Annotated in this window: 22 protein-coding genes; 16 read left to right on the top strand and 6 right to left on the bottom strand. The window is 73.3% G+C overall.

What is annotated here, in order from left to right:
• Positions 1-51 precede the first annotated feature (51 nt).
• The 6 genes from OG509_RS36440 to OG509_RS36465 all read left to right on the top strand — a co-directional run bounded on the left by OG509_RS36440 (position 52) and on the right by OG509_RS36465 (position 6,109).
• Positions 52-630 (top strand): RNA polymerase sigma factor, encoded by a 579-nt coding sequence (locus OG509_RS36440; RefSeq protein ID WP_406186845.1) that lies wholly within the window; start codon positions 52-54, stop codon positions 628-630.
• 950 nt (positions 631-1,580) lie between these two features.
• Entirely contained in the window at positions 1,581-2,387 is an 807-nt protein-coding gene (locus tag OG509_RS36445; protein WP_406187796.1) for an IclR family transcriptional regulator, read from the top strand.
• Between the two features lie 106 nt (positions 2,388-2,493).
• Entirely contained in the window at positions 2,494-3,120 is a 627-nt protein-coding gene (locus OG509_RS36450) for a hypothetical protein (RefSeq protein WP_406186847.1), read from the top strand.
• Between the two features lie 115 nt (positions 3,121-3,235).
• Positions 3,236-3,457 (top strand): ferredoxin, encoded by a 222-nt coding sequence (locus tag OG509_RS36455; protein ID WP_406187797.1) that lies wholly within the window; start codon positions 3,236-3,238, stop codon positions 3,455-3,457.
• Positions 3,450-4,841, top strand: coding sequence for an NAD(P)/FAD-dependent oxidoreductase (locus OG509_RS36460; protein WP_406186848.1), 1,392 nt, complete (start codon positions 3,450-3,452; stop codon positions 4,839-4,841). Before OG509_RS36455 ends, OG509_RS36460 begins: the two co-directional genes overlap by 8 nt.
• A gap of 26 nt (positions 4,842-4,867) precedes the next feature.
• Complete coding sequence (locus tag OG509_RS36465) at positions 4,868-6,109, top strand: cytochrome P450 (RefSeq protein WP_406186849.1); 1,242 nt, start codon at positions 4,868-4,870, stop codon at positions 6,107-6,109.
• A 125-nt stretch (positions 6,110-6,234) separates the two neighbouring features.
• On the opposite strand, the gene OG509_RS36470 is transcribed toward OG509_RS36465, so the two are convergent.
• The 3 genes from OG509_RS36470 to OG509_RS36480 form a co-directional block, all read right to left on the bottom strand.
• A complete protein-coding gene (locus tag OG509_RS36470) occupies positions 6,235-6,918 on the bottom strand; it encodes an HAD family acid phosphatase (RefSeq protein ID WP_406186850.1) in 684 nt (227 codons plus the stop codon).
• An 86-nt stretch (positions 6,919-7,004) separates the two neighbouring features.
• Positions 7,005-7,763, bottom strand: coding sequence for a 3-hydroxybutyrate dehydrogenase (locus tag OG509_RS36475; protein WP_406186851.1), 759 nt, complete (start codon positions 7,761-7,763; stop codon positions 7,005-7,007).
• Between the two features lie 115 nt (positions 7,764-7,878).
• Positions 7,879-8,877: an alpha/beta hydrolase family esterase gene (locus OG509_RS36480; protein WP_406186852.1), complete on the bottom strand. Its 999-nt coding sequence runs from the start codon at positions 8,875-8,877 to the stop codon at positions 7,879-7,881.
• 115 nt (positions 8,878-8,992) lie between these two features.
• Between OG509_RS36480 and OG509_RS36485 the strand changes: the two genes are divergently transcribed.
• From OG509_RS36485 to OG509_RS36515, 7 genes are all read left to right on the top strand, one after another.
• Positions 8,993-9,931, top strand: a complete 939-nt coding sequence (locus OG509_RS36485; protein WP_406186854.1) for a LysR family transcriptional regulator — start codon at positions 8,993-8,995, stop codon at positions 9,929-9,931.
• Complete coding sequence (locus tag OG509_RS36490) at positions 9,928-10,821, top strand: serine hydrolase (protein WP_406186855.1); 894 nt, start codon at positions 9,928-9,930, stop codon at positions 10,819-10,821. The genes OG509_RS36485 and OG509_RS36490 overlap by 4 nt, the downstream gene beginning before the upstream one ends.
• Before the next feature lie 83 nt (positions 10,822-10,904).
• A complete protein-coding gene (locus tag OG509_RS36495; protein ID WP_406186856.1) occupies positions 10,905-12,116 on the top strand; it encodes a sensor histidine kinase in 1,212 nt (403 codons plus the stop codon).
• Positions 12,113-12,778, top strand: a complete 666-nt coding sequence (locus tag OG509_RS36500; RefSeq protein WP_406186858.1) for a response regulator — start codon at positions 12,113-12,115, stop codon at positions 12,776-12,778. Before OG509_RS36495 ends, OG509_RS36500 begins: the two co-directional genes overlap by 4 nt.
• Positions 12,779-12,912: 134 nt before the next feature.
• The gene (locus OG509_RS36505; protein WP_403727237.1) at positions 12,913-13,209 is read left to right on the top strand and encodes an SHOCT domain-containing protein; all 297 of its coding nucleotides are present in this window, start codon (positions 12,913-12,915) and stop codon (positions 13,207-13,209) included.
• Positions 13,210-13,279: 70 nt separating this feature from the next.
• Complete coding sequence (locus tag OG509_RS36510) at positions 13,280-14,041, top strand: carbonic anhydrase (protein WP_406186859.1); 762 nt, start codon at positions 13,280-13,282, stop codon at positions 14,039-14,041.
• A gap of 109 nt (positions 14,042-14,150) precedes the next feature.
• A complete protein-coding gene (locus OG509_RS36515; RefSeq protein WP_406186860.1) occupies positions 14,151-14,831 on the top strand; it encodes a hemerythrin domain-containing protein in 681 nt (226 codons plus the stop codon).
• Positions 14,832-14,840: 9 nt separating this feature from the next.
• On the opposite strand, the gene OG509_RS36520 is transcribed toward OG509_RS36515, so the two are convergent.
• Complete coding sequence (locus OG509_RS36520; protein WP_406186861.1) at positions 14,841-17,801, bottom strand: AfsR/SARP family transcriptional regulator; 2,961 nt, start codon at positions 17,799-17,801, stop codon at positions 14,841-14,843.
• A 177-nt stretch (positions 17,802-17,978) separates the two neighbouring features.
• On the opposite strand from OG509_RS36520, the gene OG509_RS36525 reads away from it, so the two are divergent.
• Genes OG509_RS36525 through OG509_RS36535 form a run of 3 tightly spaced genes read left to right on the top strand, consistent with a single transcriptional unit; the run spans position 17,979 to position 20,397 of the window.
• Positions 17,979-19,355: a zinc ribbon domain-containing protein gene (locus tag OG509_RS36525; protein WP_406186862.1), complete on the top strand. Its 1,377-nt coding sequence runs from the start codon at positions 17,979-17,981 to the stop codon at positions 19,353-19,355.
• Positions 19,356-19,379: 24 nt separating this feature from the next.
• Positions 19,380-19,751, top strand: a complete 372-nt coding sequence (locus OG509_RS36530; protein ID WP_406186863.1) for a hypothetical protein — start codon at positions 19,380-19,382, stop codon at positions 19,749-19,751.
• A gap of 25 nt (positions 19,752-19,776) precedes the next feature.
• Positions 19,777-20,397, top strand: a complete 621-nt coding sequence (locus OG509_RS36535) for a hypothetical protein (protein ID WP_406186864.1) — start codon at positions 19,777-19,779, stop codon at positions 20,395-20,397.
• Between the two features lie 31 nt (positions 20,398-20,428).
• Here OG509_RS36535 and OG509_RS36540 read toward each other — a convergent pair whose 3' ends face one another.
• Positions 20,429-21,115 (bottom strand): beta-glucanase, encoded by a 687-nt coding sequence (locus tag OG509_RS36540; RefSeq protein WP_406186865.1) that lies wholly within the window; start codon positions 21,113-21,115, stop codon positions 20,429-20,431.
• 127 nt (positions 21,116-21,242) lie between these two features.
• Positions 21,243-21,647, bottom strand: a complete 405-nt coding sequence (locus tag OG509_RS36545; RefSeq protein ID WP_406186866.1) for a DUF5997 family protein — start codon at positions 21,645-21,647, stop codon at positions 21,243-21,245.
• Positions 21,648-21,666 lie beyond the last annotated feature (19 nt).

The raw sequence follows: 21,666 nt of genomic DNA on the forward strand, positions 1-21,666 counted from the left end.
CCGGGCAGCGACCGCTCGTACCGGCGACGACCGGCATCCCTGGAGGAGCGCATGAGTGAGGGCGAGTTCGACCCGTCCGGGGACCGGGCGGTCTCCAGCGAGCTGGCCGGCGTGCTGCCGGTGGAGTTCAGCGCGTTCCACTCCCAGCACCACCGCGCCTACCTGCGCTACGCACACCTGCAACTGGGCTCCCGCCAGGATGCCGAGGACGTCGTCGACGACGTGTTCACGTTCCTGCTGAAGGTGTGGCGCCAGGCGCTGAAGGAGGCGAGCCTGCACGGCTTCGCCTGGGCGGTGCTGCGCGAACACGTCGCGCGCCGGCTGGCGCTCCTCGGCCGGCCGGCCGCCATGGTCGAGACGGCCTGGTTCGCCGCCCTGCGCCGCGCATCCCGGCACCGCATGGAGCTGCTGGAGGCCAAGCTCGGCCTCTACGCGGCGATCGCGTGCCTGCCCGAGCGGCACCACGACGTGGTGTTGCTGGCCTTCCTGCTGGGGTACGACAACGGCACCGTCGGCCGGATGCTGGGGATCTCCCCCGCGGCGGTCCGTTCGCACATTCGAGGCGCAAGCCGAATCCTGTCCCAGAAACTCGGGGCGGACTGGGCCCCTGGAGAGGAGAAGGGCCGGTGAGCGACATGACCGCCGATGACGACGCCGTGCCGGGGGAGAAGCTGGCGGCGGCACTGGAGGAGGCCGAGGTGCTGGTCGAGGAGTACGCCGGCTACGACGAGGACGCCGCCCGGCGGCGCATCGCCCGCCGCATCGCGGCGGACCGGGCCCGCGCGGCGACCGGCGCCACCGGCCTGGGCGGCTTCCCGGCACCGGCCTCCCTGGCCGGCCGCGCGCCGCTGCCCCGGCCCGTGCCCACCTTGGCGGACGACCTCGTGCTCGACGCCGCCTGCCACGTACGGGCCGCCCGGGCGCTGGACGACCTGGCCTGGTCGCTGGCCGAGAGCCGGTCCTTCGCCGAGCTGGCCCTGGCCGCCGGCACCTGGCCGCACGGAGCGGAACCGGCGCTGCTGTTCGGCTGCCTCCTGCACCTGGCCGACCGGATGGAGGGCGCGCAGTTCTGGTTCCAGTACGCGGCCGGGGCCGGCTCGCGGACGGCCGCGCGCCTCCTGCACCTCCACCACCTCGCGCGCGCCGAGGTGGACACCGCCCGGCACTGGAAGGCACTGGCCGAGGCGTTGCCCCCGGACGAGGGCCTGCCGCACCTGCCGGAGGTCCCGGAGAACCTGGAGGACGCCCTCGGCGCCTCGGTCATCTGGACCTCGCCGCCGATCAGCACCCAGGACCTCACCGCCCTCACGGTGGTGAGAGGGTACGGCGGGCGGCCCCCGTACCGGCTGCCCGCCCGGCTCCGCAGGGCCGTGACGGCGCTGAGTTGGAGCGACGACCAGGACCAGGGGGAGGTGTACCTCCTCGGCCCGCACGTGGCGGTGGCCATCGCCCAGCACACGCGGCTGGACATCCTGCACCTGACGGACGAGGCGAACGCCTGGGCGCTCGAAGCCCTCAGGCACCCGCCGCTGACCGGCGCCGCGCGCGGCTCGGGCCAGGGGCGGCCGGCTCCGGTCGCGATGGAGGCCGTCCACCGGGCACTGCGCGTCCTGGAGGTCGTGGGCCGGTACTCGGGCGGGGTGGGCCTCGCCCAGATTGCCCGCGAGACGCGGATGCCCCAGCTGGTGCTGGCCCGGGTGATGGAGCAGCTCGTACGGGCCAACCTGGCGGCCCCGGCCGGCCCCGGCGCGTACATCGCGGGCCGGGCGCTCTTACTGACCGAGGCGGCGTCCGGCGACGGGCGCGGACACCTGAAGGAGACCCTCGCCTGGGTCCGGGACGCGGTCGGCGCCGCCGTCTACGTGGCCCGCTACACCGACGGCGAGGTGTGCATCACCCAGTACGCCGACGGGCCTGCGACACCGCTCGTGGACGAGTGGGTCGACTTCCGGGCCGCCGCCCACGCCTCGGCCGTCGGCAAGGCCCTGCTGGCCCAGCTCGGACCCGACGGCCGCAAGGACCACCTGTCCCGGCACCGGGCGGCGCGTTTCACCGCCCACACCATCACCCGGCAGGAAGACCTCTTCCGGCAGCTCGACGGCCGCCGCCCGGGCACACCCCTGCTGGACCTCCAGGAGTACGCCGTGGGAACGGTCTGCGCGGCCGTCCCGATCACCTCGGGCCCCAACGCCGAGTGCCTGGCCCTGTCCATCCCCGCCCCCGACCCGCACCGCCTCGTGCAGGCCGCCCGGATCCTGCAGAGCGAGGCCGCCGCGGTGCTGCTCGCCCTCATCGTGGCGGGCACCGGCCCGGCCACCTCCCGTACGGCGCCGCACCTGGAGGAGGGAGCGGGCGAGCCCGGCAGCATCCTGATCACGGCGACCTAGCCGGGACTCCGGACGCCCGGGGGCGGTCCTCAGCAGACCGCCCCGGGCGTCACCCGACCGCGCTGCCCCGCTGGCACGAGGGCCGGGCGGGCGGCTTGCTGGAGATATGACAGAGCGAGCACCGGGGACCCGGCAACAAGCCCTGAGCACCCCCAAGGCCGCGGGGCTGGCGGGGGTCGTCTTCGCCGTCCTGCTCGCGGCGGCGATCGTGCTCGCCCGGATCGCCCTGCCCGAAGGGGGCGGCGGCGAGGAGATGATCGCCCCGGGCAAGCGGGGGGCGCTGCAGACCGCGACCGAGCTCGTCCCGTTCGCGGGCATCGCCTTCCTGTGGTTCATGGGCGCACTGCGCGAGCACACCGGCGACGCCGAGGACCGGTTCATCGCGACCGTGTTCCTGGGCAGCGGACTGGTCTTCGTCGCCTGCCTCTTCGGCGCCGTCGCCGCCGCCGGGACCGTGCTCGACGCCGAGGACCCCACGGGCTTCGGCCGGCATTTCGCGTACACGCTGCTCACGACGTACGGGATGCGGATGGCGGCCGTCTTCGTCCTCGCGACCTCCACCATCGGGCGCAAGCTCGGGGTCCTGCCCAGATCCCTGGTCGTGATCGGGACCCTGGCCGGGCTGGTCCTGCTGGCGGTGGGCTCCAGCGTGCCGTACTGCGAGCTCGTCTTCCCGGCCTGGGCGCTGCTCATCAGCCTGTACATCCTGCGCGTCGCCCGCCGCTCCGCGTGACGTCCGGTCGTCGCCGCCTCCCGTCACCCCAATGGCCTTGCCGGACGGGCCGTTCCGCTTCCCGGGCCGCACGCTGACCGGGGAGCCGGAGGGCCAACGAAAGGACCGGACCTTGCTGAGGCTTGTCGTCGATCTCAACCGGTGCCAGGGGTACGCGCAGTGCGCCTTCCTCGCACCCGACGTCTTCGCGATGCACGGAGACGAGGGCCTGCTCTACGACCCGCAGGCACAGGACGCCCACCGCGAGCGCGTGGCCCAGGCGGTCGCCGCCTGCCCCGTGCAGGCGATCCTCGTGGACGAGCTGGACATGGCCGCCGCGGAGGCATCCGATGGCTGACACCGCCACGGACCGTCTCAAGGTGGACGGCCGGATCGTCGTCGTCGGCGCCTCGCTCGCCGGGCTGCGCGGCGCCGAGACCTTGCGCGAGAAGGGCTTCAAGGGCTCGCTGACCATGATCGGCGACGAGCCCTACGAGCCGTACGACCGCCCGCCCCTGTCCAAGCAGGCGCTGCTGGGCATGGGTACGGCCGAGGGCACCGCGCTGCCCCGCCGCCGCGACATCGAAGCCGAATGGCGCCTCGGCGTACGGGCGACCGGCCTCGACATGGCGGCCCGCCGGGTCAAACTCGCCGACGGGGACGAGGTCCCGTACGACCGGCTGCTGATCGCCACCGGCGTCCGGGCCCGGCCCTGGCCGAACCCGGCCGAGGGCGAGCTCGACGGCGTGTTCGTGCTCCGGACCCGCGACGACGGCGCGGCCCTGGCCCGGCGGCTCGACGCGGGCCCGCGCCGGGTCCTGGTCATCGGCGCCGGGTTCACCGGCTCCGAGATCGCCTCCGCCTGCCGCGAGCGCGGTGTGGAGGTCACCGTCGCCGAGCGCGCCGACGCGCCCCTGGTCGGCGCCCTCGGCGGGGTCATCGGCGCGGTCGCCGCCGAACTCCACCGGGAGAACGGCGTCGACCTGCGCACCGGCATCATGGTCACGGCCCTGGAGGGCGACACCACCGGACGCGTCCGCGCCGCGCACTTCTCCGACGGCACCTCGCTGGAGTGCGACGTCGTGGTCGTCTCGCTCGGCGCCCAGCGCAACACCGAGTGGCTGACCGGCTCCGGACTCGGCGCCGGACCCCGCGGCATCGCCTGCGACGCGGGCTGCCGGGCCTTCGACATCCGCGGCATCGTCACCGACGACATCTTCGTGGCGGGCGACGTCGCCCGCTCCCCGCACCCGCTGTTCGGCTACCAGTTCCTGTCCCTGGAGCACTGGGGCAACGCCGTCTCGCAGGCGGAGACCGCGGCCCACAACATGCTCAGCGAGAGCACCGAGCGCCGCCCGCACATCTGGGTGCCTGCCTTCTGGTCCTCGCAGTTCGGAGTGAGCATCAAATCGGTCGGCGTGCCCTCGATGGGCACCGAGATCATGATCACCCAGGGCTCGCGCGCCGAACGCCGCTTCACCGGCGTCTACGGCTACCAGGGCCGCGTCATCGGAGCGGTCACCTTCGACAACTCGCGCTGGCTGCAGTTCTACCAGCAGCAGATCGAGGCCACCGCGCCCTTCCCGCCCCCGTTCCCCACGGTCGACCGGCGGCCCGAAGGGCAGAAGCCGCTCCCCGCGGACTTCCCGGACCCGTCCTTGCCCACGCACGGACCGACCGTCACCCTCAGCGGATACTCGCCGGCCGACCGGCGCCTCACGTTCACCCCCGCCGGGCACTGACCCGCCCGCCCCCCGGAGGACCCGGCATGAAACAAGGCATCCTGAGCGACATCCTCGACTACTCGAACCGCGCGAACCCGTACCCGCTGTACGCGGAGCTGCGCAAGACCCCGGTCTTCCACGACGGGGACGGCCCGTACGTCATCAGCACGTACTACGACATCCAGAGCCTGCTGCACGACCCGCGGCTCAGCTCCGAGGCCCGCAACCTCGCCGCCGGCGCCGGGGACCCGCTGGCCGGCGCCGAGGACGAGGGAGCCTCGGCCCTGCCGCCCAGCTTCCTCAAACTGGACCCGCCGGAGCACGACCGGCTGCGCCGGATGACCAACCGCCCCTTCGGGCCGCCGCACTCCCCGCACCGCGTCGACGACATGCGCGAGTTCCTCGGCACCACCGTCACCGGACTCATCGACAACCTCGGAGACCCGGAACGGATCGACCTGGTCGACCAGTTCGCCTACCCGTTCCCCGTCACCATGATCTGCCGGCTGCTCGGCGTACCGCGCGAGGACGAGGCCCGCTTCCACGTCTGGGCCGACACCCTGGCCGCGAGCCTGGACCCCGACCCCGGCGCCGACCAGACGGAGCGGGAGAAGAAGACCCACGACGCCCGGATGGAACTGGGCATGTACCTGGCCGGGCTGATCGAGGAGCGCCGCAAGAACCCCGGCGAGGACATGCTCTCCCAACTGGCCGTCGGACACGGCCAGGACGAGACGATGAGCACGATGGAGCTGCTGAGCACCGCGGCTCTGCTGCTCATCGCGGGCCACGAGACCACCGTCAACCTCATCACCAACGGGATGCTCACGCTGCTGCGCAATCCGGACGTCCTGCAGCAGCTGCGCGCGACGCCCGACCTGGCCGTGCCCATGGTCGAGGAACTGCTGCGGTTCGAGCCGCCGGTGCAGCTGCTGCCGCAGCGCACCCCGCTCGCGGACATCGAGGTCGGCGGGGTCACCATCCCCAAGGGGTCCTCGATGTGGCTGATCCTCGCCTCGGGCAACCGGGACCCGAACCGCTTCGAGAACCCGGACCGGTTCGACCCGTACCGCAAGGACATCCAGCACCTGGGCCTCGGCAGCGGCATCCACAGCTGCTTCGGCGCCCCGCTGGCCCGGCTGGAGGCGCAGCTCGCGCTGACCGAGCTGGCCCGCCGCCTGGAGAACCCGCGCCTGGTCGAGGACCCGCCGCCCTACCGGCAGAACGCGGTGCTGCGCGGCCCGCGCCACCTGCGGATCACCTGCGACGGGGTCCGACCCTCCTGAAGCCGCGGGCCGGGTCACCGGCCCGCGGCTCCCCGCATGAGCGGTGAGGACCAGGGCAGACGCGTCTTACGGTCTGTCAGGACCGTTCAGGAGGCGCGGATTTCGCCGCTGACCTCGCGGACCGGCTAGGAGAGCTTGCCGTCGTAGTCCGGGAGCTTGAAGGTGCGCTCGGCATGGCCGCCGACCAGGTCGCTGTTGTTGTTGCCGATGTTGGCGATGATCGTGTAGCCGCGGCCCTCGATCTCGGCGCGCTTGGCCGTCTTGTAGGCGCTGACCTCGCTGAAGAGGGCCGGCAGGTCCCGGACGTACAGGTCCGTGACGGGGTAGCCGACGGCCTTCAGGTTGTGCTCGGTGAGGGACTGGATGATCCCGGGGCGGGCGGTGACGAAGATGATGGCGACGCCGTGCTCGTTGGCGTACCGGGTCAGGTCGCGGACCTCGGAGATCGCCGGGGTCGGGAGGGTCCAGAACCAGTGGAAGTCCGTCTCCAGCGAGGAGTTGTCGATGTCGAGGACGATCGCGGGCTTCTCGCCGGCGGGCGACTGGGCGATGCGCTGCTCGACGTAGGGACGGGCCGTGGCCATGACGGCGGCGACATCCTGCTTCCAGGTGCCGTAGTCGATACCGCGCAGGAGGGCGTTGCCGCCCGGCGCGGAGGCGGTGGCCGCGGCCGGGGCGGTCACCTGGGCCGGGACCGGGACGGGGGCGGCCTGGGCGGAGGCGGCAGGGGCCAGCATCAGGACGACGGTGGCCGCGGCCGTGGTGGTGGCGGTGCCGAGCAGGCGGACGCGGGCGCGGGTGCTGCGCATGTGGGGGCGCTCCTCAGGGGGGATTGACATGTACGGTGCCAGAATTCGAAAGATCGCCCCGCCTGTCTACTGATCGGTAGTTAACTTCAGGTGGCCGTCCAGCCACCATCGAGGGGGAGTGAGGTGCCCGTGAGGTAGCCGGCGTGGGGCCCGCACAGCCACACCGCCGCCGCCGCGACCTCCTCGGGCTCGATCAGCCGCTTGATCGCGGACCGGGTCAGCAGCACCTCGGACAGCACGTCGCAGGGGGCGATGCCGTGCGCGGAGGCCTGCTGCTCGATCTGCGCCTCGACCAGCGGCGTACGGACGTAGCCTGGGCTGACGCAGTTGCTGGTCACCCCGTACGGTGCGCCCTCGACCGCGGCGACCTTGCTCAGCCCCTCCAGCCCGTGCTTCGCGGCCACGTACGCGGACTTGTACGCACTGGCCCGCAGCCCGTGGGCGCTGGAGATGTTGACCACCCGCCCCCAGCCGGCCGCGTACATGTGCGGCAGCACGTGCCGCAGCAGCAGGAACGGCGCGGTGACCATCACCTGCTGGATCAGGGTGAACCGCTCGGCCGGGAACTCGGTGATGGGGGCGACGTGTTGCAGGCCCGCGCTGTTGACCAGGATGTCCACCTCGGTCGGCAGCCCCTCGATCGCGGCCGGGTCGGCGAGGTCGACGACGTGCGCCCGCCCGCCGACGAGTCCGGCGACGGAGGTGGCCGACTCCTCGGCGATGTCGACCACGTGCACGGTGGCGCCCGCCTCGGCCAGGGCGATCGCGCAGGCCCGTCCGATGCCGCTGCCGCCGCCGGTCACCAGCGCGACGCGCTCCCGCAGGAAAGGAAGTTGGCTCGTCATGGCTGAACCCTAGGGAGGGCGGACGGCCGCGCCCATGGCCCCGCACACCACACTCGGGGGCCGGGCTGTGGTGTAGGGCGCCATGAGCGGCGAGGGTGCGCGGCGGCGGCCGCCGTCAACGCCGCCCGGTGGAAAGGAAGTCGAGCACGGTGGCGCTCGCGTCCAGTGCGGTGCTGACGGAACCGAAGCCCGCGGGCGGGGGAACGGCCGAGCCGGGCCAGGTGTGGCCCGCCCCGTGCATGACGAGCAGCCGCACCGCCGCCCCCGCGGGGCCGGCCGGCCAGGTGACGGAGTCGTAGCCGGGCCTGCCCTCCTCGCCAGGACTGCCGGCCCCGCCCGCGGCGGCGAACGCCTCCGCACTGGCCCGGGCGGACATGGTCGCGGTGATGGGCTCCTCCCCGGGAGCGGCCGGCCCGGGACTGGGCAGCCCGGCCAGTGGCCGTACGGGGTCCTCGGCCCCGTAGACGATCAGGACGGGCACCGGCCCGGTGGGCTTCACGGCGGCGGCCCCGGTGGGGAGTTCACCGGAGACCGAAGCCGCGCCCGCGACCAGGTCCGGACGCTGCGCGGCCATCCGCAGCGCCATGGAGCCGCCGTTGGAGAACCCGGCGACGTAGACCCGGTGCGGGTCCGCCCGGCCGGTGCGCACGAGTTCGGCGACCAGCGCCTCGGTGAACCGGACATCGGCGTCCGGATCCGGGCGCCGGTCGGTGGGAGCGGTGCCGGCGCCCCAGGCCTTGCCCAGGGCCTCCGGGTACACGAGGAGCATGCCGCGGGCCTCGGCGGCCCGGTCCAGGCCGCTCTGCTTGCGCAGGTTCTCGGCGTCGGCCCCGCGCCCGTGGAAGGCGATGACCAGCGGCCGCGGTCCGCCGCCGTCCGCGGCGGGGCGGTGCATCAGGTACTCCCGGGTGCCGCCGTCCACGGTCAGCCGCTCCCGGCTGTCGACACCCGGGACGGCGGGGGCGGGGGCGGGGGCGGAGGCGCTCAGCGTCGAGGTCGGCCCGGCCGCGGCGGGCGGCCGCGCGGCCGTCGAGCAGCCGGTGAGCCCGGCGGCGGTCAGCGCGAGGCCGAGGGCAATGGCGGCGGCGCATGGGGAGAAGCGGTTCGAGGACATGAGTTGAGCACAACACCGCCGCCCGGCCTCCGTCCAAGTTCCCTATGGATCTCGGATCGATCAAACTCGGATATCGTTGCTGGCCGTGGACCTGATCCGGCATCTGCAGTGCTTCGTGGCTGTTGCAGAAGAAAGACATTTCGGCCGCGCCGCCGAGCTGCTCGGCATGGCCCAGCCACCCCTGTCCCAGCGCATCCAGCGCCTGGAGCGCGAGCTCGGCGTCCGGCTCTTCGAACGCACCAGCCGACAGGTCACGATCACCGCGGCGGGCACGATGCTGCTGGATGACGCCCGTCTGCTGCTCGCCCGCGCGGACGCCCTCGCGGCCACCGCCCGCCGCATCCGCGACGGTGAGAGCGGACTCCTGCGGGCCGCGCTGCCGCCCGACCTCGCCGGCGAGGCGATCGCCGCGATCCTGGCAGCCTTCCGGCAGCACCACCCCGGCGTGGAACTGGAGCTCCACGAGCTGTCCACCGCAGAACAACTGGCCCGGTTCACCTCCCGCGAGCTCGACGTCGGGTTCGTCCGGCACCCCTGCGACATCGCCGGCCTGGAGCTCGGGCCGGTCCTGCGCCGCGAACTCGGCGTGCTGCTGCCCCGCGAGGCCCCGGCCGCCGCCCTGGCCGAGGTACCGCTCGCCGCCCTCACCGGATACGGTCTGGTCCTCTTCCCGCGGGCCGAGGCACCCGCCCTGCACGACGACGTGCTGAACACGTGCGCCCGGGGCGGCTACACCCCCGCCACCGTCCGCCAGGGCCGCGGCCCCGGCTTCGTCCGCGGCCTCGTCCTCTCCGCGAACGCCGTGGCCTTCGCCCCGCGCGACACCGGGTCGGCCGACGCCCCGGGCCCGCAGGCGGACATCGTCTGGCGGCCCCTCGCCGGCGCCCCGCTGGCCTGGCGCCACAGCGTCGCCTGGCCACAGGGCCGCGGCGACGCCGCCGTCGGGGCCTTCGCCGAAGCGACCACCCGCGCCCTGTGGAACACTGCGGCGGTGACCGCCGACGCACCCGCGCGGCCGCTCCACCTGCGCCCGGCAGCGGAGTACTGGCTGTGAACCACGCCCTGCGCCGCATCGCCGCAGCCTTCGCAGAAGCCGGCGTCAGCGGCCGGCTGCACGCCGTCGACATCGATTCCGGTACGGAGATCGACGCCGGTGCGGACCACCCGGTCGTCACCGCCAGCGTGCACAAGCTCTGCCTGCTCGTCGCCCTCCACCAGCACGCCGCGGCCGGCCGCCTGGACCTCACCGAACAGGTCGAGTGCCCGCCGGCCGACCGCACCGCCGGCCCCACCGGACTCGCCGCCATGCTGGATCCCGTACGCATGTCCCTGCGCGACGCCGCGTACCTGATGACGGCCGTCAGCGACAACGCCGCCGCGGACCTGCTCCTCGCGCGCATAGGCCTCGACGGCGTCAACGAGGCCACGGCCCGGCTCGGCCTGACCCGCACCCGCGCCGTCCACACCTTCCGCTCGCTGTTCGCCACCGTCCGGGAGGACGCGGGCCCCGACGCGGCCCGGGCCCTCGCCGACCCGCAGGTGCTCGCCCGGCTCCGCGCCCTCGACCCGGCCCGGAGCAACCGAAGCACCCCCCGCGACATGACCCGGCTGCTGGCCGCCGTCTGGCGCGACGAGGCCTGCACCCCCGAACACGGCGCCGCGATCCGCCGCCTGCTCGGACTCCAGGTGTGGCCCCACCGGATGGCCGCCGGATTCCCCTTCGACGACGTCCACGTGGCCGGGAAGACCGGCAGCCTGCCGACCGTACGCAACGAGGTCGGAGTCATCGAGTACCCCGACGGCGGCCGCTACGCCGTCGCCGTCTTCACCCGCGCCGCCAACCCCGCCGCCACCCTCCCCGCGGCCGACGCGGTGATCGGCACCACCGCCCGCATCGCCGTCGACGCCCTGCGCGCGAGGCAGGCTCTGCCGGACCTTGCCTGATCCGCGCGTACTCCACCGGGAGTACGCCCGATCGGCCCGCCCGGCGGACGACGGCGGCGGCCCCGGGCGTCTAGCGTGGCCGCATGGCGGAGCGGCGGTGGGAGTACTGGGCGGAGCGCACCCGCGGCGGGCGGCTGCCGTGGCGGTCCTCGCTCCTCGTGGCCGTGCTCGCGCAGGCGGCCACCGGCTGGGTGCAGCAGACCCAGCCCGGCCGCGAGCCCATCGGCGCACTCGGGCGGCTCCTGCTGCTCCTCGGCCCCGCCCTGCTGGTCCTGCGCCACCGGTACCCGGTGCCCGTCCTGTACGGCGTCTGCGCCGTCACGCTCGGCTACCTCGCCGGCGGATACCCGTACGGCCCCGTCTTCATCAGCGTCGCCGTGGCCTGCCTCGCCGCCGTGGTCTCCGGACACCGCTACGCCGCCTGGGGCGCGGTGGGCGCCCTGTGGGCCGGCCATCTGCTCATCGGACACTGGCTGTACCGGTGGCTGCCGCCGCCCGGCGACGGCCCCGCCCCCTGGGGGACGGAGGGCGGCATCACCGCCTGGGCGATCGCCGTACTCGCCGCGTCCGAAGTGGTCCGCGTACGCCGGGAGCAGTGGGCCCGGGACCGGGCCGAGCGCAAGGCCGCCGAGCGGCGCCGGGTGGACGAGGAGCGGCTGCGGATCGCCCGCGAGCTGCACGACGTACTGGCCCACAGCATCTCCGTGATCAACGTGCAGGCGGGCGTCGGCCTGGCCCTGCTCGACACGGACCCCGAACAGGCCCGTACGGCGCTCACCACCATCAAGGCGGCCAGCAAGGAGGCGCTCGGCGAGGTCCGGCAGGTCCTGAACACCCTGCGCGCCCCCGGTGAGGCACCCCGCGACCCCGCCCCCGGACTCGACCGGCTCCCCGAACTGGTCGCCCAGGCGGCCTCGGCCGGGCTCACCGTCTCCGTGACGGGCGAGGCGCAGGCCCGGGGACTGTCGCCGGCCACGGATCTCGCCGCGTTCCGGATCCTCCAGGAGGCGCTCACCAACGTGGTGCGCCACTCGGGCTCGCGGACCGCCCGGATCCGCGTCACCCGCCCGCTCGGCGCGCTGGAACTGCAGGTGGACGACGACGGGCCCGCCACCGGCGGCGACGCCGGCGGCAGCGGCACCGGCCTGATCGGGATGCGCGAGCGGGCCGCCGCGCAGGGAGGCACCATCGAGGCCTGCCCCCGGCCGGACGGCGGCTTCCGGGTGCTGGCCCGGCTCCCGCTGACGGACACCACATCGCCGGGGAGACCGGCATCGAGGGAGGACCAGGAGTGATCCGCGTACTGCTCGCCGACGACCAGGCGCTGGTACGGGCCGGCTTCCGCGCGCTGCTCGACGCGCAGCCGGACATCGAGGTGGCCGGCGAGGCCGCCGACGGGGCCGAGGCCGTGCGCCTGGCGCGCGGACTGCGCCCGGACGTCGCCCTGATGGACATCCGCATGCCCGAGCTCGACGGCCTCGCCGCCACCCGCACGATCACCTCGGACCCCGGACTGGCCGCGGTGAAGGTGGTCATGCTGACCACCTTCGAGCTCGACGAGTACGTCTTCGAGGCGCTCCGCTCCGGTGCGTCCGGGTTCCTGGTCAAGGACACCGAACCGGAGGAACTGCTGCGCGCGGTACGGGCGGTGGTCGCGGGCGACGCGCTGCTCTCACCCGGGGTGACGCGCCGGCTGATCGCCGAGTTCGCGGCACGGTCGAAGGCCCCGGAGGCGGCGGCCGGGCTGGACCGGCTGACCGAGCGGGAGCGCGAGGTGATGGCCCTGGTCGGCCTCGGGCTGTCCAACGAGGAGATCGCCCGCAGGCTGGTGGTCAGCCCGCTGACGGCGAAGACGCACGTCAGCCGGGCCATGATCAAGCTCGGTGCCCGGGACCGCGCCCAGCTGGTGGTGCTCGCCTACGAGTCCGGGCTGGTCCGGCCCGGCTGGCTCGGCTGAGGCCGCTCCCGCCGGGGGCTACTCCCGTAGCGGTACGCACGGTGCCGCCGGCCGTACGACGACCCGGGCACCCTCCCGGGGAGAGTCTCGGAAGCGACAAGGAAACCGCACCCCTTCCGAGGAGCTGAACCGAGATGAACACCCTGGCCTACGACGGGCCCGGCCCGTGGATCCTCTTCGTCCCGCTGATCTGGGCGGCCGTCGTCTTCGGCTTCGTCACCGTCCTGCGCCGCACGGTGTGGCGCGGCGGCCGCGGACCGCGCGGACCGTGGGCGACCCGGGGCTCGTACGGCGAGAACTCGCCGATCGCCATCCTGGGCCGCCGGTTCGCCACCGGCGAGATCGACGAGGACGAGTACTGGCGCCGACTGTCCGTCCTGGACGAGCAGTTCGGCCGGACGACCCTGGACGGCAAGGGCGGGGCCGGCTGACCCCGCCGGACTTCCGATATTCCGCCCCGCACCCGGGCAGGGGCACCGGAGGCGGGGTTACCGTCCCGCGATGGATTCGAACGCACGGATACTGGACACCCCTTCGCCCAGCCGCCGCGGCCTGCTCCTCGCCGCCGCGGCGGGCTCGGCGGCCGTGGGGTCCGTCCTCCCCCTCGCCTCCGCCTTCCCCGCCTCCGCCGCCGCTCCCGCCCCGGCGCCGCCCGCCGAAGCGGAGACCGCCGCCGGCCCCGTCTCCCCGGAGGAGGCCCTGCGCCGGCTGGCCGCCGGCAACCGGCGCTGGCGTACGTACGGGCAGGAGCACCCGCACGAGTCGGCCTTCATCCGGATGCGACTCACCAGGGCCCAGCGCCCCTTCGCGAACGTCCTCGGCTGCGTCGACTCCCGCGTGCCGCCGGAGCTCGTCTTCGACCAGGGCCTCGGCGACCTCCTGACCGTACGCTCGGCCGGCGAGGTACTGGACGAAGCCGTCCTCGGCAGCGTCGCGTTCGGGGTCCTGGAACTGGAGATCCCGCTTCTGCTGGTGCTCGGCCACCAGTCCTGCGGGGCGGTCGGCGCCGCCGTCCGCGCCGAGGAGACGGGTGAGCCGTTGCCCGCGCACATCCAGTACCTGGCCGACCAGATCCGGCCGTCCATCGACCACGCCCAGCAGGGCGAGGCCCGGATCGACGCCACCGTCGACGCGCACGCCCGGCGCACCCGCGACCGGCTCGTGGCCGAACCCGACATCGCCCGGCGCATGGCCGCCGGCAAGCTGGCCGTCGTCGCCGCCCGCTACGGGCTCCGCGACCAGACAGTGCGCACCCTGGCATAGACCGGGCTCCCCGGGGGCGCTGGAGCGCCGCCGTGCGCCCCTGGTGGAGACGGCCGGCCGGCCGCCACGCTGAAGCCCGGTACACCCACCAGGGCGGGGGGCATGGTCGATGTCGACATCGATGCAGAACCAGGGAAAACCGATCACCACGCACGACATGGTGGTGGTCCACCGGATGTTCCGGCGCGAGTTCGGGGAGGCGGCGGGCCGGGTGCGCGGAGTGCGCCACGGCAGCCGTGCCCAGGTCAGGCTGGTCGCGGAGCGGCTGGAGCTGCTGCTGGACACCCTGCACCACCACCACGAGGGCGAGGACCGGCTGCTGTGGCCAAAGCTGACCCAACGCCTCCCCCGGCAGCGCGAGTTGTGGAAGCGGATGCAGGACCAGCACGCCGAGCTGTCGGACCACCTCGCCCGGGCGGGCGCCCTGCTCGGGCCGTGGGCGGCCGCCGGCGGGAGCACGCACCGGGAGGAGCTGGCCGAGGCGCTCGACCAGGTGTCCAAGGCCGCCGGGGACCACTTCGACCAGGAGGAGCGCGAGGCGCTGCCGCTCGTCCCGGGGGTGGTGTCGCAGGCGGAGTGGGACGAGATCGGCGACGCGGCCAGCGCCGCAGTCCCCAAGAGCAGGCTGTTCACCGTACTCGGGATGATCCTCAAGGAGACGGACCCGGGCGAGCAGATCCTGATCATGGGCCACCTGCCGCTGCCACCCCGGGTGCTCTGGCGGGCGGTGGGCGAACGCAACTTCCGCCGCCTGGAACAACGCCTGGAGGCGGCGGTGGGCCACGGCTAGGCATGTTCGCTAGGGGATCTCGCACTCCTTCAGTCCGGCGAGCGCGAGCGCGCGGGCCGTAGGGTACGCGCCGGCGCCGGGCACCGCGAGTACCGTCCGGAACTGCTGGCCGGCCTCGCGGACCCGGCCCGCTGCCGAGTAGGCGCGGCCCAGCCTGCTGCGGATCTCCATCTCCATCCGGGTCTGCTGGGGCTCGTTCAGCGGGGACAGCGACTGGATCCGGGCGAGGGCCTCGTGGTGGAGGGCCATGGCCGACTCCAGGTTCCCGGCGCCCAGCTCCGCCGTGCCCAGCATGCTCAGCGTGATCGCGGTCAGCGGGATGTCGCCCGCCTGCTGCACCAGGTCGGCCGCCCGGCGCAGGAGCTCCTTGGCCTCGGTGAACTGGCCGAGGTCGAGGTGGACGTCGGCGGCGCAGCTCAGGGCCCTGCTGATCATGGCGGGCCGCCCGTTCGCCTCGGCGCGGAGGGCGGCCTCGGCCAGGCACAGGAGCGCGTCGCCGGTCCGCCCCAGCGTGCGGTAGGTCATGCCCAGCAGGCAGAGCACCATCGCCACCAGCCAGTCGTCCTCCACCACCCGGGCCAGGTCGACCGCCGCGGTGAGGGGGGAGAGGGCCTGCTCGAACTCGCCGGAGTTCAGCTCCGCGGCCCCGATCCCGCCCAGGGCCCGGGCCTCCTCACGCCGGTCCGCACGATCGCGGCTCAGGCGCAGCGCCTCGGTGAACATCGCGCGCGCCCGTGCGGCGTCGCCCTGGTAGATCTCGACGATCCCCAGGCAGTTGCGCAGCGCGGGCGCCATCCGCCGGTCGGTGGCCAGGTCCGCCTGGGGGAGCGCGACTTCCAGGGCCGTGCGGCCTTCGTGGTAGCGGCCCCGGCGCAGGAAGTGGTCGGTCAGCGCCTCGGCGATCCAGCAGGCGTGGTCGGCTTCGCCGAGGCCTGCCGCATGGCCGACGACGTCGGCGAGTTCGGCGTCGGCTGCGTTCAGCCAGGCACTCGCGTCGGCCCAGCCCGTGAAGGCTCCCGTCGCGGGCGGTCCGGTGGGGAAGCCGTCGGAGCCCCAGTCGCTGGCGGTCCGGCCCGCGTCCACGTAGAGGCGGAGTACGGCGGTGCGCGCCGCCCCCGTTTCGGCCGGGGTGGCCTCCGCGAGTCGCCGGGCATGGACCCGTACCAGGTCGTGCAGCCGGTAGCGGCCCGGCCGGGGCTGTTGCACCAGACTCGTGTCGACCAGGCTCTCCAGGAGCTGCTCGGCGTCGCGGGCCGGCCGGCCCAGCATGGCCGCCGGCGTCAGGGCGTCGAATTCACTCGTCGGTGTCAGGCCCAGGGCGCGGAACCCCTGCTGCTGCAAGGGCGTGAGCTGGTCGTACGACAGGCGGAAGGCCGCCTCCAGGCTGCGGTCCCCGGCACGGAGCTCGCCGAGCCGCTGGTCGTCGTCCGTCATACGGTCCACCAGATGGGCGAGGGTCCAGACGGGGCGCGTCTGCAGCCGTGTCCCGGCGATGCGCAGAGCCAGCGGCAGTCCGCCGCACAGCCTTGCCAGCTCGCGCGTCGCCGCCCGTTCCCCGGCCGTGCGCTCCTCCCCGACGAGATGCCCGAGCAGGGTCTGCGCGTCGTCCGTCTCCAGAGGCTCCAGCGTGATGCGCCGGTCGGCGTCGAGTCCGGCCAGTCGCCGGCGACTGGCCACGATCACCATGCTGCCCGGTCCCGCCGGGAGCAGCGGCCGGATCTGCGCGCTTCCCCGCGCGTCGTCCAGTACGAGGAGCAGCCGCAGCGAGCCGGTCGCCGCGCGCCAGGCGGCGCCGAGTTCGTCCAGATCGGCCGGTACCTCGCTGTCGGCCGTGCCGATCGTGCGCAGGAGCCGCCGCAGCACGCGCTGGGGCGAGAGCTTCTGCCGCCCCGGGCTGTGGGCGCGCAGGTCGACGAAGAGGCAGCCGTCCGGATAGTGGCCGCGTAACTCCTGGGCCGCACGGACGACGAGGGCGGTCTTGCCGACCCCGGCAATGCCGTCGACGGCCGCGACCCCCACGGAGTCGGGTGGGAACGCGGTGGCCAGCAGGGCCTGTTCGTGCTCCCGCCCGATGAGGACACCGGTGACGCCGGGCAGTTCGTTGACCGGGGGACGGGGCCGGGGCGGGGCGGAGAGTTCGGCCGGGCCGGCCGCGGGGAGGGCGGCGAGGCGGGCCGCGGCCGGGCCGAGGAGGAGTTCGTCGTCGCGGCGCAGCACCGCTTCGTACACCCGGCTCAGTGCGTCGCCGGGGCTGACCCCGAGCTCGTCGCGCAGCCGCTCGCGCATGCCCTGATAGGCGTTCAGCGCCTCGGCCTGGCGCTCGTTGGCGTACAGGGCACGCATGTGCAGGGCCAGGAGCGACTCGTCGTACGGCTCGGCGGCGGACAGCGAGGCCAGACCGTCCAGGGCCTCGGCGGCCCGGCCCAGCAGGAGGAGGCATGCGAGCCGCTGCGACTGCAGTGTCCTTCGGCGTTCCGTCAGCCGCCGCCGCTCGGCCTGGGCGAACGGCCCCGGCAGCCCGGCCAGGGGCTCTCCCCGGAACATCGCGAGGGCATCGGCGAGCAGGGCCATCGCGGTGGCCACGTCACCGGACGCCTTCACCCGCCGCGCCTCCTCGACCAGCTCGGCCAACTCGGCGGCGTCGACGCGGATTGCGTCCGCGGCCATGCCGTACCGGCCCTGGCTGCTGCGGATCACCGACTCCTCGTACCCGGTTCCCTCCGGGTCGAGGGCCTTGCGCAGGGCGTACACGTAGCTCGGCAGGACCCGGTGACCGGTGGGCGGCAGCGCCGAGCCCCACACCGCGTCGAGGAGGTCCTCGTGGCTCACGGTGCCGCCCGGCCGCAGTGCCATCGCGGCCAGTACGGCTTGGCGCCGGACGGGTCCCAAAGCCAGCGGCGTCGTACCCCGCCAGACCCGTACCGGTCCGAGCAGCTCGATCCTGAGCCGCTGCGGAGATTCCCCGTCCACGCGCATCCCTTCAGCCGCATCATCGAAATTTCATCAGCATTGCAGTGCCCCCGGCCACACTTGGCAACCTCATGGCGCACGAGCGAAAGCGGAATGGCTTGAAATCGGGTGGGGATCATGACGGGTTCGGTTCCCGCGCGCCGCAACGCGGTGCCGGGATGGGGTGGCAGCCGGGACGTGACCAGGTATTTGTGCGCGGCCGCGTACCTGGAACGCGCCTACGCCACGTCGCTCGTCAAAGACGTGGCGGCGGAGCCGCATCTGGGCGTGGCCGCGGCCCCGGCGTGCGACGTCCCGGTGGTGCTCAGGCACGCGTACCTCGCGAACGCGCGCAGGCACAGCCGGGACATCCTGCTCGCGTTCCTGTTGCTGTTCGCCCTCATCTTTCAGCTGTGGGTCGCGATGCCGGGCATCACCCTGTTGATGTTGTTCCTCGCGTGGGTGACGGTGTTCTCGTTCGACCTCTCCACCAAGTACGGCCGGGCGATGCAGAGTCTGCGTCCCGACAGCTTCGACCTCGCGGCCGCCCCTGAGCCGATCAGCAGGAGCGTCGCCGTGCGCCTGCGGGAGATCGGCCAGTACGCGGAGGGGAACGTCACCACCTACAGCGGCTACTCGCCGTTCGCCGGGTACGGCTCCGCGCGCGACTCGTGGTCACTCGCCTTCGACGTCACCTCGCCGAGCCGACCGGGGGTCGAGCCGCAGGACTTCGACGTGGTGGACCTCTATGCCCATGTCGCCGGCCGGCTCGGCACGCTGGGCCTGCCCTGTCTGGAAATCGAGGAGCGGCTCTTCGTCGACGGCTCGTCCGTCCGGGAGGACCGGCGCTTCCTCCCCGATCCGTTGGGCCGGCCCGTCACCGCAGTCACGCCCGAGGCCATGGACGCGCTGAAGCGCTCGCCGGAGGAGAAGGCCCGGCCCTACCTCGCCGTGTACTCCACGGGCTGGGGCGGCGAGTTGGTGACCTCCCTTTTCATCCGCTTCGTCCGGTCGGACTCCAGCCTCGTCGTGGAGGCGGCCCCGACGGTGCTCTTCCCTCTGCGCGACAGCTACCGGGTCGTCGACACCCTGATGCCCAGGCCGCCCCTGTTCGAGGTCCTCAAGCTCGCGGCGGGAACCCTGGTCCCGACCCTGTTCGAGCTCCTGGCCTCGCCCGTGCGCGCGATCGCGGGATTCGCCCCCGACTTCTGGATGTACTTCCGGGTCCAGAAGCAGGACAAGCTGATCACGCAGCTGCGCCGCTTCGACTACGGGGCCCGGCAGGCGGTGCGTCGCAACGTTGCCGACAAGGACCACCAGCGCTACTTCCAGGAAGCGGACAGCGGCATGGTCCTCAAGGCGATCGAAAAGAGGGTGCTGAACGCCATCGTGGAATTCGCCGAAGCTCATGGAATCCATACGGACGAGTTGGTGCAACGGCAGGAACTGATCATCAATCACGGGATCATCGCGAGTCACGGAGCGAGCGTCCACGCCAGCTCGGTCGCCTCAGGTGACAACTCCAAGGTCTCGTCGAAGATCCTCAAGAAACTACCGCGCGTGAAAATGGACTGACCATCGTGAAGGGCGAGGAAAGAAATGCGGAGCAATGACGGGATCATCGCCTCGGGGGGCTCGCAAGTCGTCTCTTCCGCCGTGGCGAGCGGCAGGAACGCACGGGTCGAGGTCCACAGCAGCGGGTCGACACAGGTAGGGGACGGCCGACAGCGATCGCCCCAGGAGATCCGGGACCTGGTCTCCCGGCTGATCGAGGAACTCGGCCGTTCCGATCACCCCGAACGCGCCGATCTGATCGAGATCGCGGAGGACGCGCGCGAGGAACTCGCCGCCGAGAACCCGCGTATGGGCAAGTTGAGGTTGTTCGCCAGGGCGCTCCTGAGTGCGGTGGCGGGATTCACCGCGCTGGTCTCCCTCGCGGAGCCGATCGAAGAGGCGATCCGCGGTCTGTGAGCGAGGGGGCTCGGAGGAGATGACCATGCCACCCACCCGGCCCGCCGGGCGCGGCTACGTCCGCGTGGGATACACAGTGCTTCCCCAGTGGCTGCTGTGGCTGGTGGCGGCTCTCGTGGTGGTGGGCTGGGGGAGCACGGCCGTTCTTCTCGCCGTGGCTCCCACGCCTGTGGAACGGGCGGCCGGCGCGGCCCCGAGCGGCCTGCCGTCCGAAACGGACAGCGGATCCTCCCTGCCGTCGGCGGTCGTCCCGCCTCCCACCCCGCGATCGAGCGATACCCTTCCTCCCGCCTTCCCGTCCGCATCGGCCACCAGGCCCGTCGAGCCTCCGGTCGAGCCGAGTCCGGCGCGTGTGGACGATCCGGGCGAGGTCGTGGAGGAGTACTACCAGGACCTCGCGAACCGGGACTTCGCCGCGGCCTGGGAACTCGGCGGCAAGTACATCGCCCACACCTCCTACGCGAAGTGGGTGGCGGGGTACGACACGACGGCGAGCATCTCGCTCGGCTCGGCGAACACGGTGGACCCCGGCCGGGTCCGGGTCGTGATCCGTGCGCTCCAGACGGACGGCACGCTGAGGTCGTACGAGGGCACCTACACCGTGTCCGGTGGTGTGATCGTCGGCGCGCAGGTCACCGAGAAGTGACCCTGATCCGCCGGACACCCCTGGACCGTGTCTAACTGCGGTACACGCGCAGGTCCGAGACCTCGTACGACATCTCCTGGACGCCGGGGTCGGGTGCCGGGTGGTAGCGGCCCGCGCACACGGAGAGGTTCACGATGAGGTACGCCCGCCAGCGCCGGCCCACCCCGCTGTGGTCGGAGTACGCGCGGGTGCCGTTGACCCACCAGACGACCGCGTTCGTACCGAACTTGACCTTGAGGTCGACCCAAGCGCCGGGGCGGATGGCGGGGTCGTGGAAGTAGTGCGAGCCCCCGCCCCGGACGTGGTTGGAGAGTTCCAGCAGGTCCGGGTTGTCGGGGTGGTACTCGAAGACGTCGACCTCCTGGCCGCCGTCCCGCCAGGTCCAGATCGCGGGCCAGGCGCCGACCGCCTCAGGCAGCCGGACCCGGGCTTCCAGCACGTCCTCGGCGCGGAGCAGGAACCCCTCGTCGCTGCCTTCGGTCGTCAGCAGTCCGGAGTCCCAGTTGCCGTCCGGCCGGCGGGTGGCGCGGAAGGTCCCGCCGCGGCTGTAGGAGGGGTCGTCGACGAGATGATCGAGTTTGTTGTCGCCCGGATTGACCGGGCCGTTGTCGGGGAATGCCGAGGTCCGGCCGGCGACCCACCGGGAGGTCGATCCGAAGTCGGCGGAGAAGACGAGGGTGCTGGAGCGCCGGAACGGGGCGAGGAGTCGGGAGATCACGCCGAAGCTCTGCCCAGGGCGCGCCGTCCGCATTCCGGTGATCTTTGCAGAAATACGGACGGGAGGGGCGCTTCAGGGCACTTCCGGCGCCCGAGGCGCCGCCCCGGCGCCCCCCGGCGCACGTCGGTCAGGAGCCGGACTGCTGCTGGCGCTCGGCCTGCTCGGCCTGCTTCTCCTTGATGCGGACCGCTTCCTTGCGGACATCGGCCTGGGTGGCGCGCTCCTTCTGGAGCCACTCCGGGTTCTCCTGCTTCAGCGCGTCGATCTGCTCCGTGGTGAGGGCCTCGGTGACCCCACCGCGCGCGAGGCCCGCGATCGAGACGCCGAGCTTGGACGCGACCACGGGGCGGGGGTGCGGGCCGTTGCGTCGCAGTTCCTGCAGCCACTGGGGCGGCTCGGCCTGCAGCGCGTTCAGCTCGCTGCGGGTCACGACACCCTCCTGGAACTCAGCGGGGGTGGCTTCGAGGTACACACCCAGCTTCTTCGCCGCGGTGGCGGGCTTCATGGTCTGGGTGGTCTTGTGCGACGTCATGGGGTCAAGGGTATCGAGC

This window comes from Streptomyces sp. NBC_01006 (assembly GCF_045162725.1).
GTDB lineage: Bacteria > Actinomycetota > Actinomycetes > Streptomycetales > Streptomycetaceae > Streptomyces.